The sequence below is a fragment of the Dechloromonas hortensis genome (genome assembly GCF_009469765.1).
In the GTDB taxonomy this organism is placed as follows: domain Bacteria; phylum Pseudomonadota; class Gammaproteobacteria; order Burkholderiales; family Rhodocyclaceae; genus Azonexus; species Azonexus hortensis.
Genome location: NZ_SSSQ01000005.1, coordinates 49,273 through 65,634 on the forward strand (window position 1 = coordinate 49,273; position 16,362 = coordinate 65,634).

Annotated in this window: 21 protein-coding genes; 2 read left to right on the forward strand and 19 right to left on the reverse strand. The window is 61.2% G+C overall.

What is annotated here, in order from left to right; all coding sequences use genetic code 11:
- Positions 1–85: 85 nt before the first annotated feature.
- The 5 genes from GH663_RS10155 to GH663_RS20975 all read right to left on the reverse strand — a co-directional run bounded on the left by GH663_RS10155 (position 86) and on the right by GH663_RS20975 (position 2,769).
- Complete coding sequence (locus tag GH663_RS10155; protein WP_153131514.1) at positions 86–595, reverse strand: HvfX family Cu-binding RiPP maturation protein; 510 nt, start codon at positions 593–595, stop codon at positions 86–88.
- Positions 592–1,338, reverse strand: a complete 747-nt coding sequence (locus GH663_RS10160; RefSeq protein ID WP_153131515.1) for an HvfC family RiPP maturation protein — start codon at positions 1,336–1,338, stop codon at positions 592–594. Before GH663_RS10160 ends, GH663_RS10155 begins: the two co-directional genes overlap by 4 nt.
- Complete coding sequence (locus GH663_RS10165) at positions 1,335–2,228, reverse strand: HvfB family MNIO-type RiPP peptide maturase (RefSeq protein WP_153131516.1); 894 nt, start codon at positions 2,226–2,228, stop codon at positions 1,335–1,337. The genes GH663_RS10160 and GH663_RS10165 overlap by 4 nt, the downstream gene beginning before the upstream one ends.
- Positions 2,229–2,291: 63 nt before the next feature.
- Positions 2,292–2,558, reverse strand: coding sequence for an HvfA family oxazolone/thioamide-modified RiPP metallophore (locus GH663_RS10170; RefSeq protein WP_153131517.1), 267 nt, complete (start codon positions 2,556–2,558; stop codon positions 2,292–2,294).
- A gap of 31 nt (positions 2,559–2,589) precedes the next feature.
- On the reverse strand, positions 2,590–2,769 hold the full coding sequence (locus GH663_RS20975; RefSeq protein WP_170291394.1) for a zf-HC2 domain-containing protein: 180 nt from the start codon (positions 2,767–2,769) through the stop codon (positions 2,590–2,592).
- Positions 2,770–2,883: 114 nt separating this feature from the next.
- On the opposite strand from GH663_RS20975, the gene GH663_RS10180 reads away from it, so the two are divergent.
- Positions 2,884–3,456 carry a sigma-70 family RNA polymerase sigma factor gene (locus tag GH663_RS10180; protein ID WP_153131519.1) on the forward strand — a complete coding sequence of 191 codons (573 nt, stop codon included), beginning with the start codon at positions 2,884–2,886 and terminating at the stop codon, positions 3,454–3,456.
- A gap of 16 nt (positions 3,457–3,472) precedes the next feature.
- Here the strand turns inward: GH663_RS10180 and GH663_RS10185 are convergent, their stop codons facing one another.
- The 11 genes from GH663_RS10185 to grpE form a co-directional block, all read right to left on the reverse strand.
- Positions 3,473–3,739 (reverse strand): hypothetical protein, encoded by a 267-nt coding sequence (locus GH663_RS10185; protein ID WP_153131520.1) that lies wholly within the window; start codon positions 3,737–3,739, stop codon positions 3,473–3,475.
- Positions 3,740–3,754: 15 nt separating this feature from the next.
- On the reverse strand, positions 3,755–3,931 hold the full coding sequence (locus tag GH663_RS20980; RefSeq protein WP_170291395.1) for a hypothetical protein: 177 nt from the start codon (positions 3,929–3,931) through the stop codon (positions 3,755–3,757).
- A gap of 194 nt (positions 3,932–4,125) precedes the next feature.
- Positions 4,126–4,323 carry a hypothetical protein gene (locus tag GH663_RS10190; protein WP_153131521.1) on the reverse strand — a complete coding sequence of 66 codons (198 nt, stop codon included), beginning with the start codon at positions 4,321–4,323 and terminating at the stop codon, positions 4,126–4,128.
- 25 nt (positions 4,324–4,348) lie between these two features.
- Positions 4,349–4,585: a VF530 family protein gene (locus GH663_RS10195; RefSeq protein ID WP_153131522.1), complete on the reverse strand. Its 237-nt coding sequence runs from the start codon at positions 4,583–4,585 to the stop codon at positions 4,349–4,351.
- 30 nt (positions 4,586–4,615) lie between these two features.
- Positions 4,616–4,963, reverse strand: coding sequence for a YkgJ family cysteine cluster protein (locus tag GH663_RS10200; protein WP_153131523.1), 348 nt, complete (start codon positions 4,961–4,963; stop codon positions 4,616–4,618).
- Positions 4,964–5,085: 122 nt separating this feature from the next.
- Positions 5,086–5,268 (reverse strand): hypothetical protein, encoded by a 183-nt coding sequence (locus GH663_RS10205; protein WP_153131524.1) that lies wholly within the window; start codon positions 5,266–5,268, stop codon positions 5,086–5,088.
- Between the two features lie 252 nt (positions 5,269–5,520).
- Complete coding sequence (locus GH663_RS10210; protein WP_153131525.1) at positions 5,521–6,957, reverse strand: ATP-binding protein; 1,437 nt, start codon at positions 6,955–6,957, stop codon at positions 5,521–5,523.
- Entirely contained in the window at positions 6,944–7,648 is a 705-nt protein-coding gene (locus GH663_RS10215) for a winged helix-turn-helix domain-containing protein (protein ID WP_066882745.1), read from the reverse strand. The genes GH663_RS10210 and GH663_RS10215 overlap by 14 nt, the downstream gene beginning before the upstream one ends.
- 130 nt (positions 7,649–7,778) lie before the next feature.
- On the reverse strand, positions 7,779–8,915 hold the full coding sequence (gene dnaJ / locus GH663_RS10220) for a molecular chaperone DnaJ (RefSeq protein ID WP_066882744.1): 1,137 nt from the start codon (positions 8,913–8,915) through the stop codon (positions 7,779–7,781).
- 83 nt (positions 8,916–8,998) lie between these two features.
- Positions 8,999–10,942: a molecular chaperone DnaK gene (gene dnaK / locus GH663_RS10225; RefSeq protein ID WP_066882743.1), complete on the reverse strand. Its 1,944-nt coding sequence runs from the start codon at positions 10,940–10,942 to the stop codon at positions 8,999–9,001.
- A gap of 67 nt (positions 10,943–11,009) precedes the next feature.
- Entirely contained in the window at positions 11,010–11,567 is a 558-nt protein-coding gene (gene grpE / locus GH663_RS10230) for a nucleotide exchange factor GrpE (RefSeq protein ID WP_083518315.1), read from the reverse strand.
- A gap of 151 nt (positions 11,568–11,718) precedes the next feature.
- On the opposite strand from grpE, the gene GH663_RS10235 reads away from it, so the two are divergent.
- Complete coding sequence (locus GH663_RS10235) at positions 11,719–13,089, forward strand: protein kinase domain-containing protein (protein WP_153131526.1); 1,371 nt, start codon at positions 11,719–11,721, stop codon at positions 13,087–13,089.
- A gap of 48 nt (positions 13,090–13,137) precedes the next feature.
- Here the strand turns inward: GH663_RS10235 and GH663_RS10240 are convergent, their stop codons facing one another.
- The 3 genes from GH663_RS10240 to trxC are packed head-to-tail and all read right to left on the reverse strand — an operon-like array spanning position 13,138 to position 16,353.
- Positions 13,138–14,757: a methyl-accepting chemotaxis protein gene (locus GH663_RS10240; protein WP_153131527.1), complete on the reverse strand. Its 1,620-nt coding sequence runs from the start codon at positions 14,755–14,757 to the stop codon at positions 13,138–13,140.
- A 37-nt stretch (positions 14,758–14,794) separates the two neighbouring features.
- A complete protein-coding gene (locus GH663_RS10245; RefSeq protein ID WP_153131528.1) occupies positions 14,795–15,856 on the reverse strand; it encodes an SPM autocatalytic domain-containing protein in 1,062 nt (353 codons plus the stop codon).
- A gap of 53 nt (positions 15,857–15,909) precedes the next feature.
- Positions 15,910–16,353: a thioredoxin TrxC gene (trxC, locus tag GH663_RS10250; RefSeq protein ID WP_153131529.1), complete on the reverse strand. Its 444-nt coding sequence runs from the start codon at positions 16,351–16,353 to the stop codon at positions 15,910–15,912.
- Positions 16,354–16,362 lie beyond the last annotated feature (9 nt).

Genomic DNA, 16,362 nt, shown 5'->3' on the forward strand with positions numbered 1-16,362 from the left:
GGTTGAGGGTGGATTCACTTTACCGAGGCGACAAACGGGCGTCTGTTCGACTTTTTGGCTGACTTTGTAACGCTGGCTGACCGGTTCATTTGCTGCCGAGCAGACGGCGGCGCAGCCAGTGATCGAGCGAGAACTTGCCCGGGCCGAGCAGGATTAGCGGCAGCAGCATGCCGAGGAAGAGGACCGGCAGCTTGAAATTGCCGAATCCCTGGTCGGTAAAGCGATAACCCATCAGCAATTCGCCCAGGTTCGCCCATGCCTCCGGCCAATGCACGCTGGCCGTGGCGACGACGGTGAGGATGAAGAGCGACAGCGCGAAAAAGCGGCTGCCGAGGCCGATGACCAACGCCACGGCGCCGACCAGTTCGAACCAGGTGGCAAGCTGCCAGCTCAGTTCGGGCGGCAGGTGATTGAACGGGAAAGGGAAGCGCGCCTGGATATCAGAAAACCAGTTGCTGCCATTGAGTTTTTCCAGGCCGGATTCGAAGAAGTCCCAGCCGAGCAGCAGGCGCAAGCTGAGCAGGCCGAACCACAGGCCGACGGCATCAATACCGTTCAGGGCAAGGGAAAGCGGCTGGGTGAGTGTCGTTTTCATGGCTGGACTCCAAGAATGATGCCCTGCCGACGGAAGTCTTCGAGTAGTGCGCTGCCGAAGGCCTGGAGGCGGGCCGGGTCGGGATGTTGCAACTCATCGGCAAGCTGCCGGCAGGCGCTCTCGCCGCTGTTCGGGGCATTGCCCAGCAGCGTCATGAAGCGGTGGGTAACCGGGTTGATCTCGACGAATTCGACTAGCTCGGCCGCATTGCGATAGACCACGAGATGGGTCGGCTGCGCGCGGCGTGGCCGGTAGTCCGGGCCTATCCGGTGCACCGGCCAGGCGTAGGACAGATTGAGCAGGGCGGGATTGAGTACGATCGGCCGGGACATCAGGTCGCCGGCTGGATCGTGGGCGGCAATCGGGCAATCCATGGTGTCGACCGCCAACTCGGCCCATTCGTAATGTGCCAGTTCGGACAGCCAGGCCGGCAGTGGCTGGCGAATGCCGCCTTCGTTCAGATAGTGGACGAACTCGCCGGGAATGTCGCGGAACCACGGACTCTGCGCTTTCCAGTCGCGATAGAAGGTGCGATTCAGCCGGCGCCAGCGCGTCTCACCCAGCAGGCTGCGACAAACCGGGAAGCAGGCATCGAGAAAGCCGGTCAGGTTGTTGAACAGCAGTTCGTTGTACACCTGCATCCGGCGAGCGGGAACGCCGGGCGGGCGTGGCGTGTGCCGCGGGTCGCGCAGGTGGCGGCCGAAGGCGTGCTGAAATGCCTGGAAGTCGGGTGCCTGCATCATGCCGCCTCGCGCCGCTTGCCGGCAGCAAACGCCTGGCGTTCGGCAATGCGGCCGATTTCGGCATTCAACGTGGCGAGGTCGGGAATGTTGAAGTCGCGCTCCAGGCAGGTCGGCACGTCGCCGATACGCTGGTAGGCGGCGTCGAGTAGCGACCACACCGGGTCGATGACTGCGGCCCCATGGGTGTCGATAAGCAGGCCGTCCGCTTCGACGTAATGGCCGGCGACATGGACATAGCAGGTGCGTTCGAGCGGCAGTTCATCCAGGAAGACCCGTGGATCGAAAGCGAAATTCCGGCTGTTGACGTAGATGTTGTTGACGTCGAGATGGAGCAGACAGTCGGCCTGGCGAACGATGGCGCTGATGAATTCCGTTTCTTGCATCTCTGCCCCCGGCGGGGCGACATAGTACGAGGCATTTTCGATGCCGATGCGCATGCCGAGAATGTCCTGGGCCCGACTGATGCGGTCGACCGTCCATTTGACGGCTTTTTCGCTGAGCGGAATCGGTAGCAGGTCGTAGAGCTGGCCGTCGTCGGCAGACCAGGCGAGGTGCTCGGTATACAGCGTCATGCCGTGTTCGTGCATGAAGGCCCTGATTTGCCGGAGCAGTGTTTCATCGAGCGGCACCGGGCCGCCCAGCGACAGCGACAAGCCATGGCAAACGAAGGGGTAGCGTTCGGTAAAGTAGCGCAGGTCGCGGGCCGAACGCCCCCCCAAGCCGGCCCAGTTTTCCGGAGCCAGTTCGAAGAAACTGATCGCCTCCGGCACGCCGCTCTTCAGCTCGGCAATCAGCTCTCGCCGAAAGCCAAGCCCGGCGCCCTGAGCGAGACGGCCCGGCAGAGCGCCTCTGCCCGCAGCGGGCGGGGGGCGCAGAAATTGTTGAGGCATCGTCTTCTCCAAGAGTACGGAGCGGGCAGGGCGAACCCCGCGCCGCAACCGGTCAATGCCTGCTTACTTCTTTTCGCCGCTCTTCTTGTCGGCGCCGCACTTGGCTTCGCCACACTTGCCGTCCTTCTTCTTTTCAGTGGCCTTCTTGTCCGCACCACATTTTGCTTCGCCGCATTTGCCATCCTTCATCTTGTCGGCCTGAGCCAGCTGGTAGCCGGCTTCGAGCTTGTTGGCGCCAAACGGGTTGTCGGCGGCATGGGTGACCGGGCTCAGGGCGATGGCGGCAAAGGCCGAGCCGACGGCCAGGGATACGAGGTTTTGCTTTTTCATGGTTTTCTCCGTTGGGGTCGAGGTGCTTGGATCAGTCTTTTTGACTCATCCAGGCCCCCGTCGCCTGGCTCAGGAAACGGAACTGTCTTTCCATGCGTCGGCAGCCGATACAGAACGCCAGGTGCAGGCGGAACTGCAAGCGTTCCCAAAAACTGAGTCGGCGTTCCAGTTGTAGCGAGGCGAGGCGGCTGGCTTCCTTGCAAGAGATCATTTCGGTTCCTGTGTCGTTGGCTTGGGGGCCTGATCGATTAGTCGCCAGCCCCCTGAAAACCTTACAAATTATTTTGCAGTATGATCGGCAGCCCTGAGTCGCCAACCTGCCGCCATGAATCCAGACCCGCTGCATGACCCGGAGTTCCTCACCGCCTTGCGGCGCGACATGCTGCGTTTTGCCGAAATGCAGCTACGCGATCGGGCGCGAGCCGAGGATGCGGTTCAGGAGGCGCTGGCCGGCGCCCTGCAGGGCCAGGAGAGGTTTGCCTCGCGCGCCTCGTTACGGACCTGGGTACTGGCCATCCTCAAGAACAAGATCATCGATGTCCTGCGCCAGCGCGGACGTGAACAAAGTGCTGCGGTCGATGTCGAAAATGACGAAGATTTGAATGCCTATTTCGATCAGCGTCAGCACTGGGCTGAAGACACGCGCCCCGCCGAATGGCAGTCACCGCAGCAAGCCATCGAAAACAAGCATTTCTGGGCGGTCTTCGAGGCCTGCCTTTACCGCCTGCCCGAAACTGCGGCCCGAATCTTCACGATGCGCGAAGTCCTCGGTTTCGAGACCGACGAGATCTGCACGACTTTAGGGATCAGTAATAGCAACTGCTGGGTCCAGATGCACCGGGCAAGACTGGCGCTGCGTGCCTGTCTTGGCGCCAACTGGTTCGGCGAAGCCGCCTAGCGCCACTGGCGACGGTTCACGCCGGGGTTTTGGGTTTACGTTGCAACTGTCTGGCGAAGGCCGCATCGTTCTTGGTGATGCGCGGCGCCTTCTGCGGTCCGGTGGCGTTGACGAAGCGGACGAAATCATCGAGTTCGAGCGGTTCGGAGAGGCGGTTTTCGCCGCCCTCGACCCGCTCGCGCAGTTCAAACCGGCCATTGCCGAGCAGCACCATGAAATAGCGGTCTGTCGCGCACCGTTCATTCAGGCGGGCAACGGCAGCGCTGGCGCGAGTCGAACGCATGCGGTCTTCCCCGTTTCAGGCGGCCGGCGCCGTTTCGGTGGCGCTGGCCATGGCTACGCCTTCGTCCGCCTCGGGGGCGGCGTCATCGGTGCTTGCCTTGCCGGCGAGTTTGGCCAGGCGTTTTTCTTCCTGCTTGGCTTTCTTGGCCAGGTCTCTCTGGCGCTTTTCGAACTGATAGTTGGGTTTGGCCAAGTGGCCTCCTTGGTGTGCCCGCGAGGGCGGTGGGATGAGGAGTGCTCTGAGTGAATGCCGAACGCATCAGGCGTACGGCAACTTCGCTCCGGTGATCACCCCGGGTCTGTCATGATGCCCACTTTTACGCCAGCCGTTGAATAATTATTCGCCGAGCCGGCCGAATTGGTTGGCAGATAGCAGTTTTCCGGGCCTTATTTGTATTTCTTGAAGACGGTCTTGGCGTCGAGATGGGCGCGGTCCAGCGTGCAAATGCTCGGATCGTCATCGTGGCCGCTGAAGAAGTCATCAGCCTGGGCGCGCATCACCATCTTGATCGCGGCCTGGTCGCTGACATCGTATTTTTCGGTGATCAGCGTGGTCACTTCATCGAGATGTTCTTCGTAGGTCATTGGACGCTCCCCTTTCTTATTCATGTTAACTGGCCTGCTGCTTGCGTCGCATCATATAGACGTAGAGCGATTCGACGCGCTCCCTGGCCCAGGGCGTCCGGCGCAGGAATTTCAGGCTTGAGGCGATACTCGGGTCGTGCGTGAAGCAGCGGATCTCGATCTGCCGTCCCAGTTCTTCCCAGCCAGAGGCCTCGACCAGCGCATGCAGAATCTTTTCCAGCGTGATGCCGTGCAGTGGATTGTTGGCTTGTGTTTCGTTCATTGCGTTCAGACTCGGTTTTCCTGGAGCGTGCTAACGGCCGGTGGCCTCGATCAGCGGATAGCGCGGGTAGATTTGGCCGCCCGCAAGTAGAAGACGTTCCTCGATGCATTCGCTCGATCCCATCGCGAATTCCCGGCAAATGAAAGGGCGTCGTTCGTAAATGGTACAGCGCATGGTGTTGCGATCAAGCGCGGCACACCAGCCGTCGCCGAGCCGGCGCATCACCCAGCCGCCCCAGCGGTCTTCCTGGCTCAGGTGCACGGGGACGTCGTCGTCGCCCATCAGCAGGACTTCGAGTTGGCAGCAGCAGGCTTCGCAGTTGGCACACGATACGTCCGGGTGATCGTCAGCAGTATCTGTGGCGGGCTTGGTATTCATGGGGCCGTATTGTCCCATGCCTGCGCCAGCGCTTCGCCGGCTGGCAAAAAAAACCCCGCCACGAGGGCGGGGTAACAGGGAGGTCTCGAATCGGGGGATATTCGAGAGGAGGGTAAAACGGTTCAGCCTTTGTCGCGACGTTTCTTCAACCAGTGGCGACTGGCGGCGATTACGACACCGGCGGCGACAGCTGCGGCGATAGCTTTCAGCGGTTCAGCCTGGCCGTCAGCCAGCCAGTCGAAACCCGCAACGCCGACAAAGACGCCTAGACTTTCGTTGATTGGCAGGTTGTCGGCGAAGGCCATTAGCGCACCGTACGGACCGGAATGGTGGCCAGCTGCGGCTGGGCCGGCATCATGCCGAAAAAGTACTGGCGGGCGGCTTCGATAAACTGTCTGATGTTCGTGTCCAGCATTTCGTTGTTCTCCTTTGCTTGCTGTCAATCCATGCATCGCATTCTAGGGAGTGCAAGGCAAGGCGTCTGTTGCGCAAGCGTGCGTATGACGTAACGTTGCTTGATGTTCTATGACGCTTCGTAACAGACGCCCGGAGATGGCCTACTGGTGGGCTTTCCAGTCCAGCGTGAAGCGTGCGCCGCCGAGCGGTGCGGCGGCGGCGGTGGCATTGCCGCCATGCAGTTCGAGTACGCGGCGGGCGATCGCGAGACCGAGGCCATAGCCGCCGGTCGAGCGGTCGCGCGAGCGGTCGAGGCGGGTGAAGGCGGAGAAGATATGCTCGCGCTCTTCCGGCGGGATGCCGATGCCGTCGTCGTCGACGTGGATGCGGATGCGCTCGCCATCTAGCTCAGCACTGACCGCGATCCGGCTGCTGGCGTATTTGAAGGCGTTGCGCAGCAGGTTGCGCAGCGCATAGGGCATCGCCTTGCGGTCGAGGTCGACACAGAGGTTTTCCGGCAGTTGGTCGGTGTTGACCGCGACATCGAGGTTGCGGCCGAGGAGACGGACGCTGTCGACTTCGTCGCTCAGCCATTCGGTGAAGGGAACGCTGGAGAAATGCGGTTCCGGTGCTTCCCGCTCGAAGCGGGCGTAGGTCAGGCTGGTGTCGATCAGTTGATCGAGTTCGTCGAGGTCGGCCTCCATCATCGACCACAGGCGTTCCCGCTCGGCCTGCTGGTCGGTCTCGGTCAGCATCTCGAGGGCGAAGCGCATGCGGGCGATCGGCGTCCGCAGTTCGTGCGAAATGCCGCAGGATAGTTCGCGGTGGGTGGCGAGCAACTGTTGGACGCGTTCGGCCATGTTGTTCATGGTGTCGGCCAGCGGCGCGAAGAGTTGGCTGCGAGCGCTTGGTGAGCGGGCTTCGAAGTCGCCGTCGCCGAGGTCGCGGGCCGTCTGGCGCAGCGCTTCCAGGTCGCGCCAGACCGGGCGCACCCAGAACCAGAGGGCGATCCCGAAGATCAGCCCAGTCAGGCTCCAGGTCAGCAGGCGCAGGCGGAGTTCGAGCGGCAGGCGTTCGGCGAGTTCGGGGTTGCGGTTGGAGGCGAGCGGGCCGACGACGAGGACGAGGCTGCTGGTGCCAAGCCGGTGGTACATGATGTCGCCGTCGTGATCGATGGCGATGTCGCCGGCGTCGAGCTTGACGACTTGGGGCGGGGTCAGCTTGCGGTCGAGTGACATGCGCTCGACGATGCCCAGCTTGTAGGAAAACTTCTCGTCGAGATCCTTGATTTTTCGTTGCCAGGTGCTGCGCGGATGACGGAACAGTTCATCCTCGATCAGGGTGATCGTGCCGCGCATGAAGCGGCGGGCGTAGTCGTCGGTGATGCCGCGCTGGGCGGTGGAAATGACGAAATCAGCGGTAAAGGCGATGGCGACGAAGGAGCCCATCGCCAGCAAGTAGAAGTTGAAGAACAGCTTGGACAGGCTGTAGCGCCCGCCGCGCCAGCGCGGCAGCGAGACCCGGAAGAGCGAGCGGGCAAGGCCCTGGCTGCGCTCCTTTTCGGCGCTTTCGCCGCCGGGAAACTCAGTTCCAGTCATGCTTGCTGAACAGGTAGCCTTTGCCGCGCACGGTCTTGATCCGGGTCGGATTCTCGGGGTCGTCGTTCAGCTTCTTGCGCAGGCGTGAGATACGGGCGTCGATCGAGCGATCAAGGCCATCGAAGCCGATGCCCCGCAGTTCCTGCAGCAGGTCGTCGCGCGAAAGGACGTTGCCGGCATGGGTGGCGAGCAGCCAGAGGAGGTCGAATTCGGCGGTGGTCAGGTCGATGGTTTCGTCGCTCAGCGACGCGGTGCGTGTTGCCTGGCTGATCCGGAATTGGCCGAAGACCATTTTTTCCGATTCGTTCTGCGGGCTGTCGCCGGCGGTCGGCAGGCGGCGCAGCAGGGCCTTGATGCGGGCGAGCAGGACGCGCGGCTGGACGGGTTTGGCGATGTAGTCGTCGGCGCCCATTTCGAGGCCGAGAATCTGGTCGAAATCCTCGTCGCGGGCGGTCAGCATCAGGATGACGCCGCGGTATTGCTGGCGCACGGCGCGGCAGACGGCGAAACCGTCCTTGCCGGGCAGCATGACGTCGAGGATCACCAGGTCCGGCTGTTCGGCCAGGATGCGTCCTTCGGCGGTGTCGCCGCGCGGTTCGATACTGACCTGCAAGTCGTTCTTGGTCAGGTACTCGGCCGTCAATTCGGCCAGTCGTTCATCGTCTTCGACGAGCAGGATACGTGTATTCATGGCGCCATCTTAATGGGGGTGAGTCCTGCGGTCCACCGGCAAAAACAGGCGATTTCCGCGAAAAATTTGCCCCAATGGCGCAGCTTGCGGTGCGGCATTGGGGCATGGGGGCCGGGCATTCGACGAGAACTCAGTCCTCGAAGAACTCCTTGACCTTGTCCATCCACGACTTGGAGCGTGGATTGTGCTTGGCGTTGTTGTCGCGGCTGGATTCCTCCAGTTCGCGCAGCAATTCCTTCTGGCGCTCGGTCAGGTTCACCGGGGTTTCGACCACGACATGGCACATCAGGTCGCCATGGGTGTGGCTGCGGACGCCCTTGATGCCCTTGCCACGCAGACGGAAGACCCGGCCGGACTGCGTTTCCGGCGGAATCTTGATGGCGGCGGCACCATCCAGCGTCGGGATTTCAATCTCGCCGCCGAGCGCGGCAGCGGTGAAGGAAATCGGCATTTCGCAATGCAGGTCGTTGTGGTCGCGGGTGAATACGGCGTGCTGCTTGAGGTGAATCTGGACGTAGAGGTCGCCCGGCGGGCCACCATTCACGCCATGTTCGCCTTCGCCGGCCAGCCGGATGCGATCGCCTTCATCGACTCCGGCTGGAATCTTGACGGCCAGCGTCTTGTGCTGCTTGATGCGCCCGGCGCCACCGCAACTCTTGCACGGTTCCGGAATGTAGCGGCCGGTGCCGTGGCATTTCGGACAGGTCTGCTGGATCGAGAAGAATCCCTGCTGCAGACGGACCTGGCCCGAGCCCTGGCAGGTCGGGCAGGTCTTCGCCTGGGTGCCCGGCTTGGCACCGCTACCGCTACACGGCTCGCAGACTTCCATGGTCGGAATGCGGATCTTGGTTTCCGTGCCGTGCGCAGCCTGTTCTAGCGTGATTTCGAGGTTGTAGCGGAGATCGGCGCCACGGTAGATGTTGGAACGGCCACCGCCGCCACCGCCACCCCGGCCACCGAAGATTTCGTCGAAGATGCCGCCGAAGGCATCGGCAAAACCACCGCCGCCGCCACCGAAACCACCGCCCATGCCGGACTGCGGATCAACGCCGGCATGGCCGTACTGGTCGTAGGCGGCCCGCTTCTGGCCGTCCGAAAGAATCTCGTAGGCTTCCTTGCATTCCTTGAATTTCTCCTCGGCCGCCGGGTTGTCCGGATTGCGGTCGGGGTGATGCTTCATGGCCAGCTTGCGGTAGGCCTTCTTGATCTCGTCTTCGCTGGCGTCGCGGTTGACGCCGAGAATTTCGTAAAAATCGCGTTTTGACATTTCTTCTACCCGTCAAGTGACAAAGGCGCCGAGCGCCGCCGGAGGTTTCCGGTAGGCTCGGCGCCGGGCTGTGAGGCCAGGAATTACTTCTTGTCCTTGTTCACTTCGGTGAATTCGGCATCGACGACATCGCCTTCGACGGTCTTCTCGCCGCCGGCCTGTTGCTGGCCGGCTGCACCGGCACCAGCGGCTGCGCCTTCTGCCTGCTGCTGGGCGTACATCTTTTCACCCAGCTTCTGGGCAGCCTGGCTGAGGGCTTCGGTCTTGGCGACGATGGTGTCCTTGTCGCCGTCGCGCAGCACGGATTCGACGTCCTTGATCGCGGCTTCGATGCTTTCCTTTTCAGCTGCATCCAGCTTGTCGCCGTACTCGGTCAGCGACTTCTTGACCATGTGCACCATGCCGTCGGCCTGGTTGCGGGCATCGGCCAGTTCATGGACCTTCTTGTCGTCTTCGGCGTGCAGCTCGGCATCCTTGACCATGGCCTGGATTTCAGCCTCGCTCAAGCCGGAATTGGCCTTGATCGTGATCTTGTTTTCCTTGCCGGTTGCCTTGTCCTTGGCGGTGACGTGCATGATGCCGTTGGCGTCGATGTCGAAGATGACTTCGATCTGCGGCGTGCCGCGCGGGGCCGGCGGGATGCCTTCCAGGTTGAACTGGCCGAGGCTCTTGTTGCCGGAAGCAACTTCGCGCTCGCCCTGCAGCACGTGGATGGTCACGGCGTTCTGATTGTCATCGGCGGTCGAGAAGGTCTGCGAGGCCTTGGTCGGGATCGTCGTATTCTTCTGGATCAGCTTGGTCATGATGCCGCCCAGGGTTTCGATACCGAGGGAGAGCGGGGTGACGTCGAGCAGCAGCACGTCCTTGACTTCGCCTTGCAGCACGCCGCCCTGGATGGCGGCACCGACGGCAACGGCTTCGTCAGGATTGACGTCCTTGCGCGGCTCCTTGCCGAAGATTTCCTTGACCTTGTCCTGCACCTTGGGCATGCGGGATTGACCGCCGACCAGGATGATGTCGTCGATGTCGCTGATCTTGCAGCCGGCATCTTTCAGTGCGGTGACGCACGGCGCGACAGTACGCTCGACCAGTTCATCGACCAGCGATTCGAACTTGGCGCGGGTGATCTTCAGTGCCAGGTGCTTCGGGCCGGAGGCATCGGCGGTGATGTAGGGCAGGTTGATTTCGGTCTGCTGGCTGGAGGAGAGTTCGATCTTCGCCTTTTCGGCGGCTTCCTTGAGGCGCTGCAGGGCGAGCACGTCCTGCTTCAGGTTGACGCCGGATTCTTTCTTGAATTCGTCGATGATGTAGTCGATCAGGCGCTGGTCGAAGTCCTCACCGCCGAGGAAGGTGTCGCCGTTGGTGGCCAGTACTTCGAACTGCTTTTCGCCATCGACGTCGGCGATTTCAATGATCGAGATGTCGAAGGTGCCGCCGCCCAAGTCATAAACGGCGATCTTGCGGTCCTTGCCGGCGGCCTTGTCCATGCCGAAGGCAAGGGCAGCAGCGGTCGGTTCGTTGATGATGCGCTTGACTTCCAGACCGGCGATCCGGCCGGCGTCCTTGGTGGCCTGGCGCTGGCTGTCGTTGAAGTAGGCCGGCACGGTGATGACGGCTTCGGTGACTTCCTCGCCGAGGTAGTCTTCGGCGGTCTTCTTCATCTTGCGCAGCACTTCGGCGGAAACCTGCGGCGGAGCGATTTTTTTGTCGCGCACTTGCACCCAGGCGTCGCCGTTGTCGGCCTTGACGATCTTGTAGGGCATCAGGGCGATGTCCTTCTGCACTTCCTTCTCTTCGAAACGGCGACCGATCAAACGCTTGACGGCATACAGCGTGTTCATCGGGTTGGTCACGGCCTGACGCTTGGCCGGTGCGCCGGAGAGGATTTCACCATCTTCGGCATAGCCAATGATGGACGGCGTGGTGCGCGCGCCTTCGGAGTTTTCGATAACCTTCGGCTGGCCGCCTTCCATGATGGCCACGCAGCTATTCGTCGTGCCGAGGTCAATACCAATGATCTTGCCCATGTTTTGTTCCTTTAGTGAATTCGAGTGGATTGCTGATGTTCTGGATTTGGGGGCGGCGCCCCGGATTTCAAGACTTTGCTTTGGCGACCATGACCAGCGCCGGGCGCAGGGTCCGATCAGCGATCAGGTAGCCCTTCTGCAGCACGGTCACCACGGTATTGGCTTCCTGTTCGGAGTCGACCATGCCGATGGCCTGGTGCTTGTGCGGATCGAACTTCTCGCCGGCCGGATTGACTTCAACCAGGGCGTTCTTCTCGAAAGCGGAAACCAGTTGCTTCAAGGTCAGTTCGACACCGGACTTGAAGCTTTCAACGGTCTGCTCCGGCACGGCCAGCGCGGCTTCCAGGCTGTCCTTGACGGCCAGCAGTTCGCCGGCAAACTTCTCGACGGCGAACTTGTGGGCCTTGGAAATGTCTTCCTGGGCGCGGCGACGGATGTTTTCGCCTTCGGCCTTGGCGCGCAACCAGGCATCGTAATGTTCGGCGGCCTTCAGTTCGAGTTGGCGGAATTGCTCCTCGATGCTGGGCAGGGTGTCGGTGTGCGCTTCTGCGGCCGGCGCAGCGACTGGTTCGGTTACAGGTTCATTGCCCAGCATGGCTTCCTGGGTGTGTTCGTTGTTTGACATGCGTGGTTCTCCCAAAAATCTGTTTCGATAGATGGGGCGGCTTCAAGGTTTTTCAAGAGCAGGATCGTGAATATTCTCGAGATGGCAAAATTGCTGCCGATCCGCTACCTGCGTGCTACGATAAATCCGTATTTTTTACTGCGCATCCTGAATGGAAAAAATCGGCAAATACCGGGTGGTACGCGAACTGGGCAAGGGCGCGACGGCTACGGTCTACCTCTGTGATGATCCCGATTCCGAACGCCAGGTCGCCGTCAAGGTGATCCGCTTCGGGCAGGATAGTGCGGCCATGTCGCGCCGGATGCGCAAGCTGTTCCAGAACGAAGGGATGGTCTCGAAGCGGCTGGACCACCCGAATATCGTACATGTTTTCGACGCCGTGGTTGAGAACGACTTCGCCTATCTGGCCATGGAGTACGTCGAAGGCTTCAACCTTGAACAGCATTGCCGGATCGATCGCCTGTTGCCGATGTATCGCGTCATCAGCATTATTTTCAAGTGCTGCATGGCGCTCGACAGCGCCTACCGCCAGGGCATCATTCATCGCGATATCAAGCCGGCCAACATCATGGTCGCCGCAGACGACGAGCCGAAAATCGCCGATTTCGGCCTGGCCCTGAACATGAACAAGGACATGGATCGCGATTCGACCTTCATCATGGGGGTCGGCTCACCGGCCTACATGTCGCCGGAGCAGATCAAGGGCTATCCGCTCAACCAGAAAACCGACCTCTATTCGCTGGGCGTCGTCATGTTCCAGTTGCTGACCGGGCGTCTGCCGTTTCGTGCCGCGAATCAAGCAACGCTGATCTATCGCATCATCAATACCGATGCGCCGGCCATTACCGCCCTCAGCCCGAATCTGCCGGAAGGCCTGAATGCCATCATGCGGCGGGCGCTGGAAAAGGATCTGTACAGCCGTTACCGGAATGGCGCCGAGTTCGCCAAGGATTTGGCCGCCGTTCGCTACCAGATACTGGAAGAGGACGATACGGCGCAGGACATGAGCCATTTCGAAACCCTGCGCAAGCTGGAGTTCTTTACCGAATTCGAAAACGAAGAACTCTGGGAGGTTTTACGCGTCGCAGTCTGGCGCGAAATTGCGCCGAATGTAGCGCTGATCCGTGAAGGCGAGCGCAACAAGCTGTTCGGTATCGTCATCTCCGGTTGTGTCGAGATTTCGCTGGGCGGTAAGGCGCTCTGTCGGCTGGGGCCGAGCGAGCCGGTGGGCGAAGTGGCTTTCCTGCATCCGGACAGCGATCAACGCTACGCGACGGCGGTGACGCTGGAAAAGACGCTGTTTCTGGAAGTCAATGCGGCGGCTTTGGCCTTGTCTTCGGAAGAACTCGACGGGCGCATGCGAAATGCCTTGCTGGCCCGGATGATCCGCCGCCTGCGTGAGGTCAACAAGATTGCCGCGTCACTGGGTCAGCCGGCGGTCGAGGCGGGGACCGGTTCACTGAGCGGGATGCCGCGTTCGCGCCCGGGGGGGGGCCTCGATCTGGAACTGGCGCCGATGTGAAAACCGCCTCATTCGAGGCGGTTTTTCTTTGGGGCTGGTGCTAGGTGTTCATACCTTGAAGCGGCCCACCATCGCCGCCAGACCTTCGGCCAGGCGTTTCAGGTCGTGGGCGGCACCGGCCGTCTGCTCCACCGTTCCCGAGTTGTCGCGGGCCATGCCGGCAATCGCCTCGATGCTGGCTTCGACGTTGCCCGAGAAACGGCGCTGCTGATCCGTTTCTGCCGCAATGTTGTCGAGGCCGTGCCCGACTTCGGTGACCGAGCCATTGGTCGCCTGCAGCACGTTGGATACCGTCGCCACGGCACTCTGGCTGCTTTCCAGGTGTTCGAGGCCTTCCTCGATGCTGCGCCGCACGGCGACCGACTGGGCGCTGAGCATGGCAGTGATGCCATCGATTTCGCTGGCCGAGCGGGAAGATTTCTCCGCCAGCTTGCGCACCTCGTCCGCCACCACGGCAAAGCCGCGACCCTGCTCGCCGGCACGGGCAGCTTCGATGGCGGCATTCAGGGCCAGCAGATTGGTCTGCTCGGCAATGTCCTTGACCTCGCGGGTCATGCTGGTGATCGCTTCAGTATTGCGGACGAATTCGTTGACCGAGGTTGCCATTTCCTTGACGGCCCGTTCGACGACATTCATTTCGCCAAGCAGGACGTTCAGGTTGCGGCTGCCCTCGTTGGCACGGGCCAGGCTTTCCTGCGACTGATGCTGGACGTGCTCGGCGCTCTGGGCGATCGACGAAATGCTGGAGACCAATTGCTCAACGGCGGTTGCCGCTTCGTTGGACTTCTCGTTCTGCAGGTGCGAGCTTTGCGAGACGCGGTCGGCGTTGTCGGAGAGAGCGGCGACCCGGGCTGAAACCTGGCTGGCTGAATCGCGAACCTGGCGTACCAGCTGGTTGAAGTTTTCCATCATTTCATTGAAAACGAGGGCGGCCTGGCCGACTTCGTCCTTGCCCTTGATCGGCAGGCGCCGGGTCAGGTCGCCTTCGCCACTGGCGATGTCGCGCAAACCCTTGCGCATTTCATCGAGCGGGGCCGTGACAAAATGATGGGTCAGCAGGTAAATGATGACGAGCAGGGCGCCGACGGCAGCCAGCGCAACGCCGGCAATCTTCAGGCGGAAGGCGGCAACATCGGACTCGACGGAATCGAGCGAGACTTTCATGCTGACGACACCAAGTACCGTGCCTTCGGGTACCTGGTGACAGAGGATACAGTCCTTGCCGAGGTAGTTTTTGGCGGCCTTGGTCGGGTTGATGACATGCAGGAAGGAGTTGCCGCCGGCCGATTCAACCGAGAGGTAAGGGGTGCCCGAGGCCATGACCTGCTTTTCGAGGGCGTCGAGGTCGCGCTTGCTCTTGGTGTCCGGGCCGTACAATTTGGCGACGGCATCGCTGCGGGCGACATGCAGGTCCTTGATGATCGACAGTTGCTTGATCTGATCAAGAAATACCTCGCGCTGGCCGACCGTGCCGGTGATCATCATGCCGGTCAGCCCGGCCATGGTCATCTCATGGATGCTTTGCGCGAAATCCTGCGCCTGTCGGATGGCGGTGTCGCGGTTGACCTGCGTGGCCCAGACGATTATGACCGTCCAGATAATCGCCAATGTCAGCCAGATGGCTGCTGTCAGGCGAACCCATATTTTCAAGTCAGCAAAGCGTGGCATTTTTCCCCCGGTGTTATGCCCATCGCCACCTTTATTTTCAGGCGGTCAGGTCGATCTGCTGGATTGTGCCAGCCCTTCCATCTTCCTGCAAAAAAACACCGGAACTGCGAATTTCACCAAGTAATTGGTTCGCATAATTTTTGATCTGGAATGGCGTCTCGATACGGCTTAGCGAGATGGCGCCGACTCCGGACTCGGTCAGCGACTGAAGCTGGTCTTTGTTTGCCGCGTTACGACTCCAGACCTGCAATTGCTGGTAGGCCGCATCGCTTTCGTCTATCCAGCCATTCTTGTCGTCGTCCAGTGCGGCCAGTTCCTGAAAGCCGTCGCCGCTGGTAGGGCCGAACAGTTCCTTGCCATCGTTGATGCGACCGTCGCTGTTGCGGTCGAAGACCAGAAAGCCGCTGCCCGGGCCAACGAAGTTGATTTGTTCCTTGCTGCCATCGGCATTGAGGTCGAAGGCAAAGCGCTGGTTGGTCAGTTGGGCGGCGTTGCCGGAAAAATTGAGTACCAACGGGTCCACCTTGCGTGCGGCGTCGCCCAGGCGCAGGCTGACACTGCTTTCTTCGTGGTAGGTGCGCTGCATCGATAGCTGCAGACCGAAGCTGATGCTGCGCCCGTCTGCCGTCGTCACGGAGCCGCTGGCCGAAAAGCTGGTTTGTTCGGTTTCGGTGTATGACTCGTGATAATCGTATTCCACGCCGTAGCCAGCCGGGGGCGGTGGCGCCGTGGCCTGGCTGGCGGGCGTATTCGCATTGCCGAGCGCTACGGACTCGGTGCGGGGCTGCAGGTCGACGGAATCGAAGATCTTGAATCTGCGGCCAGTCAGATATTCCAGCATTGTGCGGATCAAATTGAGCTTCGGATCATTGTCGACCGCAGCATCGCTCTCGCTGGCACTGCAGGCCGCGGCCTGAGCCGATTTGGCGGCATCCGACAGGGCGACGGTATCGGCCGGCGAGCGGTTGGGACGGCTGTTCTCATCCGCCAAATTTGGCCGGCGCTGACCGACCCACATGTTCAGTGACTCGCGCTTTTCATGTTGTTGCAGGCTGACGTGCGAAGAAGCCATCTGCAGGTTGGCGCTGGCAATTTTCATGATGGACTCCGCTAACGTTGTGACAGGTTGTTAACGGCGCCCTGACTGGAAAGTTAAGTTTTGTAAAGATGGGCTTGCAGCCAGCGTTTCAGCGAGCCAAGGTCAAGCGCGCCGCTTTGCCGGGCAATTTCCTGTCCGTTCTTGAAGACGGCCAATGTCGGGATGCTGCGGATATTGAAGCGGGCCGCCAGTTGTTGCTCGGCTTCGGTATTCAGTTTGCCGAAGCAGGCGCGGGGCTCCAGTTCGGCTGCGGCCTGGGCAAAGGTAGGGGCCATCGTCCGGCAGGGACCGCACCAGGGCGCCCAGAAGTCGACAACAACAGGCAAGTCGCTGCGCCCGATCAGCCGGTCGAAGTTGCCGCGATTCAGGTCGAGCGGCTGGCCGGTGAATAATGACTGCTTGCATTGACCGCAAAGGGGGGCGTCGGACAACCGCGTCGTGGCGACCCGATTGACCGCAGTGCAGTGCGGGCAGACGATATGCAGGCTGGGGTTCATGCGGGGCTC

Bases quoted from the DNA above. Each gene is read 5' to 3' on its own strand.
- GH663_RS10155 (WP_153131514.1), bottom strand. From the start codon at position 595: ATGAAAACGACACTCACCCAGCCGCTTTCCCTTGCCCTGAACGGTATT.
- GH663_RS10160 (WP_153131515.1), bottom strand. From the start codon at position 1,338: ATGATGCAGGCACCCGACTTCCAGGCATTTCAGCACGCCTTCGGCCGC.
- GH663_RS10165 (WP_153131516.1), bottom strand. From the start codon at position 2,228: ATGCCTCAACAATTTCTGCGCCCCCCGCCCGCTGCGGGCAGAGGCGCT.
- GH663_RS10170 (WP_153131517.1), bottom strand. From the start codon at position 2,558: ATGAAAAAGCAAAACCTCGTATCCCTGGCCGTCGGCTCGGCCTTTGCC.
- GH663_RS20975 (WP_170291394.1), bottom strand. From the start codon at position 2,769: ATGATCTCTTGCAAGGAAGCCAGCCGCCTCGCCTCGCTACAACTGGAA.
- GH663_RS10180 (WP_153131519.1), top strand. From the start codon at position 2,884: ATGAATCCAGACCCGCTGCATGACCCGGAGTTCCTCACCGCCTTGCGG.
- GH663_RS10185 (WP_153131520.1), bottom strand. From the start codon at position 3,739: ATGCGTTCGACTCGCGCCAGCGCTGCCGTTGCCCGCCTGAATGAACGG.
- GH663_RS10190 (WP_153131521.1), bottom strand. From the start codon at position 4,323: ATGACCTACGAAGAACATCTCGATGAAGTGACCACGCTGATCACCGAA.
- GH663_RS10195 (WP_153131522.1), bottom strand. From the start codon at position 4,585: ATGAACGAAACACAAGCCAACAATCCACTGCACGGCATCACGCTGGAA.
- GH663_RS10200 (WP_153131523.1), bottom strand. From the start codon at position 4,963: ATGAATACCAAGCCCGCCACAGATACTGCTGACGATCACCCGGACGTA.
- GH663_RS10205 (WP_153131524.1), bottom strand. From the start codon at position 5,268: ATGGCCTTCGCCGACAACCTGCCAATCAACGAAAGTCTAGGCGTCTTT.
- GH663_RS10210 (WP_153131525.1), bottom strand. From the start codon at position 6,957: ATGACTGGAACTGAGTTTCCCGGCGGCGAAAGCGCCGAAAAGGAGCGC.
- GH663_RS10215 (WP_066882745.1), bottom strand. From the start codon at position 7,648: ATGAATACACGTATCCTGCTCGTCGAAGACGATGAACGACTGGCCGAA.
- dnaJ (WP_066882744.1), bottom strand. From the start codon at position 8,915: ATGTCAAAACGCGATTTTTACGAAATTCTCGGCGTCAACCGCGACGCC.
- dnaK (WP_066882743.1), bottom strand. From the start codon at position 10,942: ATGGGCAAGATCATTGGTATTGACCTCGGCACGACGAATAGCTGCGTG.
- grpE (WP_083518315.1), bottom strand. From the start codon at position 11,567: ATGTCAAACAACGAACACACCCAGGAAGCCATGCTGGGCAATGAACCT.
- GH663_RS10235 (WP_153131526.1), top strand. From the start codon at position 11,719: ATGGAAAAAATCGGCAAATACCGGGTGGTACGCGAACTGGGCAAGGGC.
- GH663_RS10240 (WP_153131527.1), bottom strand. From the start codon at position 14,757: ATGCCACGCTTTGCTGACTTGAAAATATGGGTTCGCCTGACAGCAGCC.
- GH663_RS10245 (WP_153131528.1), bottom strand. From the start codon at position 15,856: ATGAAAATTGCCAGCGCCAACCTGCAGATGGCTTCTTCGCACGTCAGC.
- trxC (WP_153131529.1), bottom strand. From the start codon at position 16,353: ATGAACCCCAGCCTGCATATCGTCTGCCCGCACTGCACTGCGGTCAAT.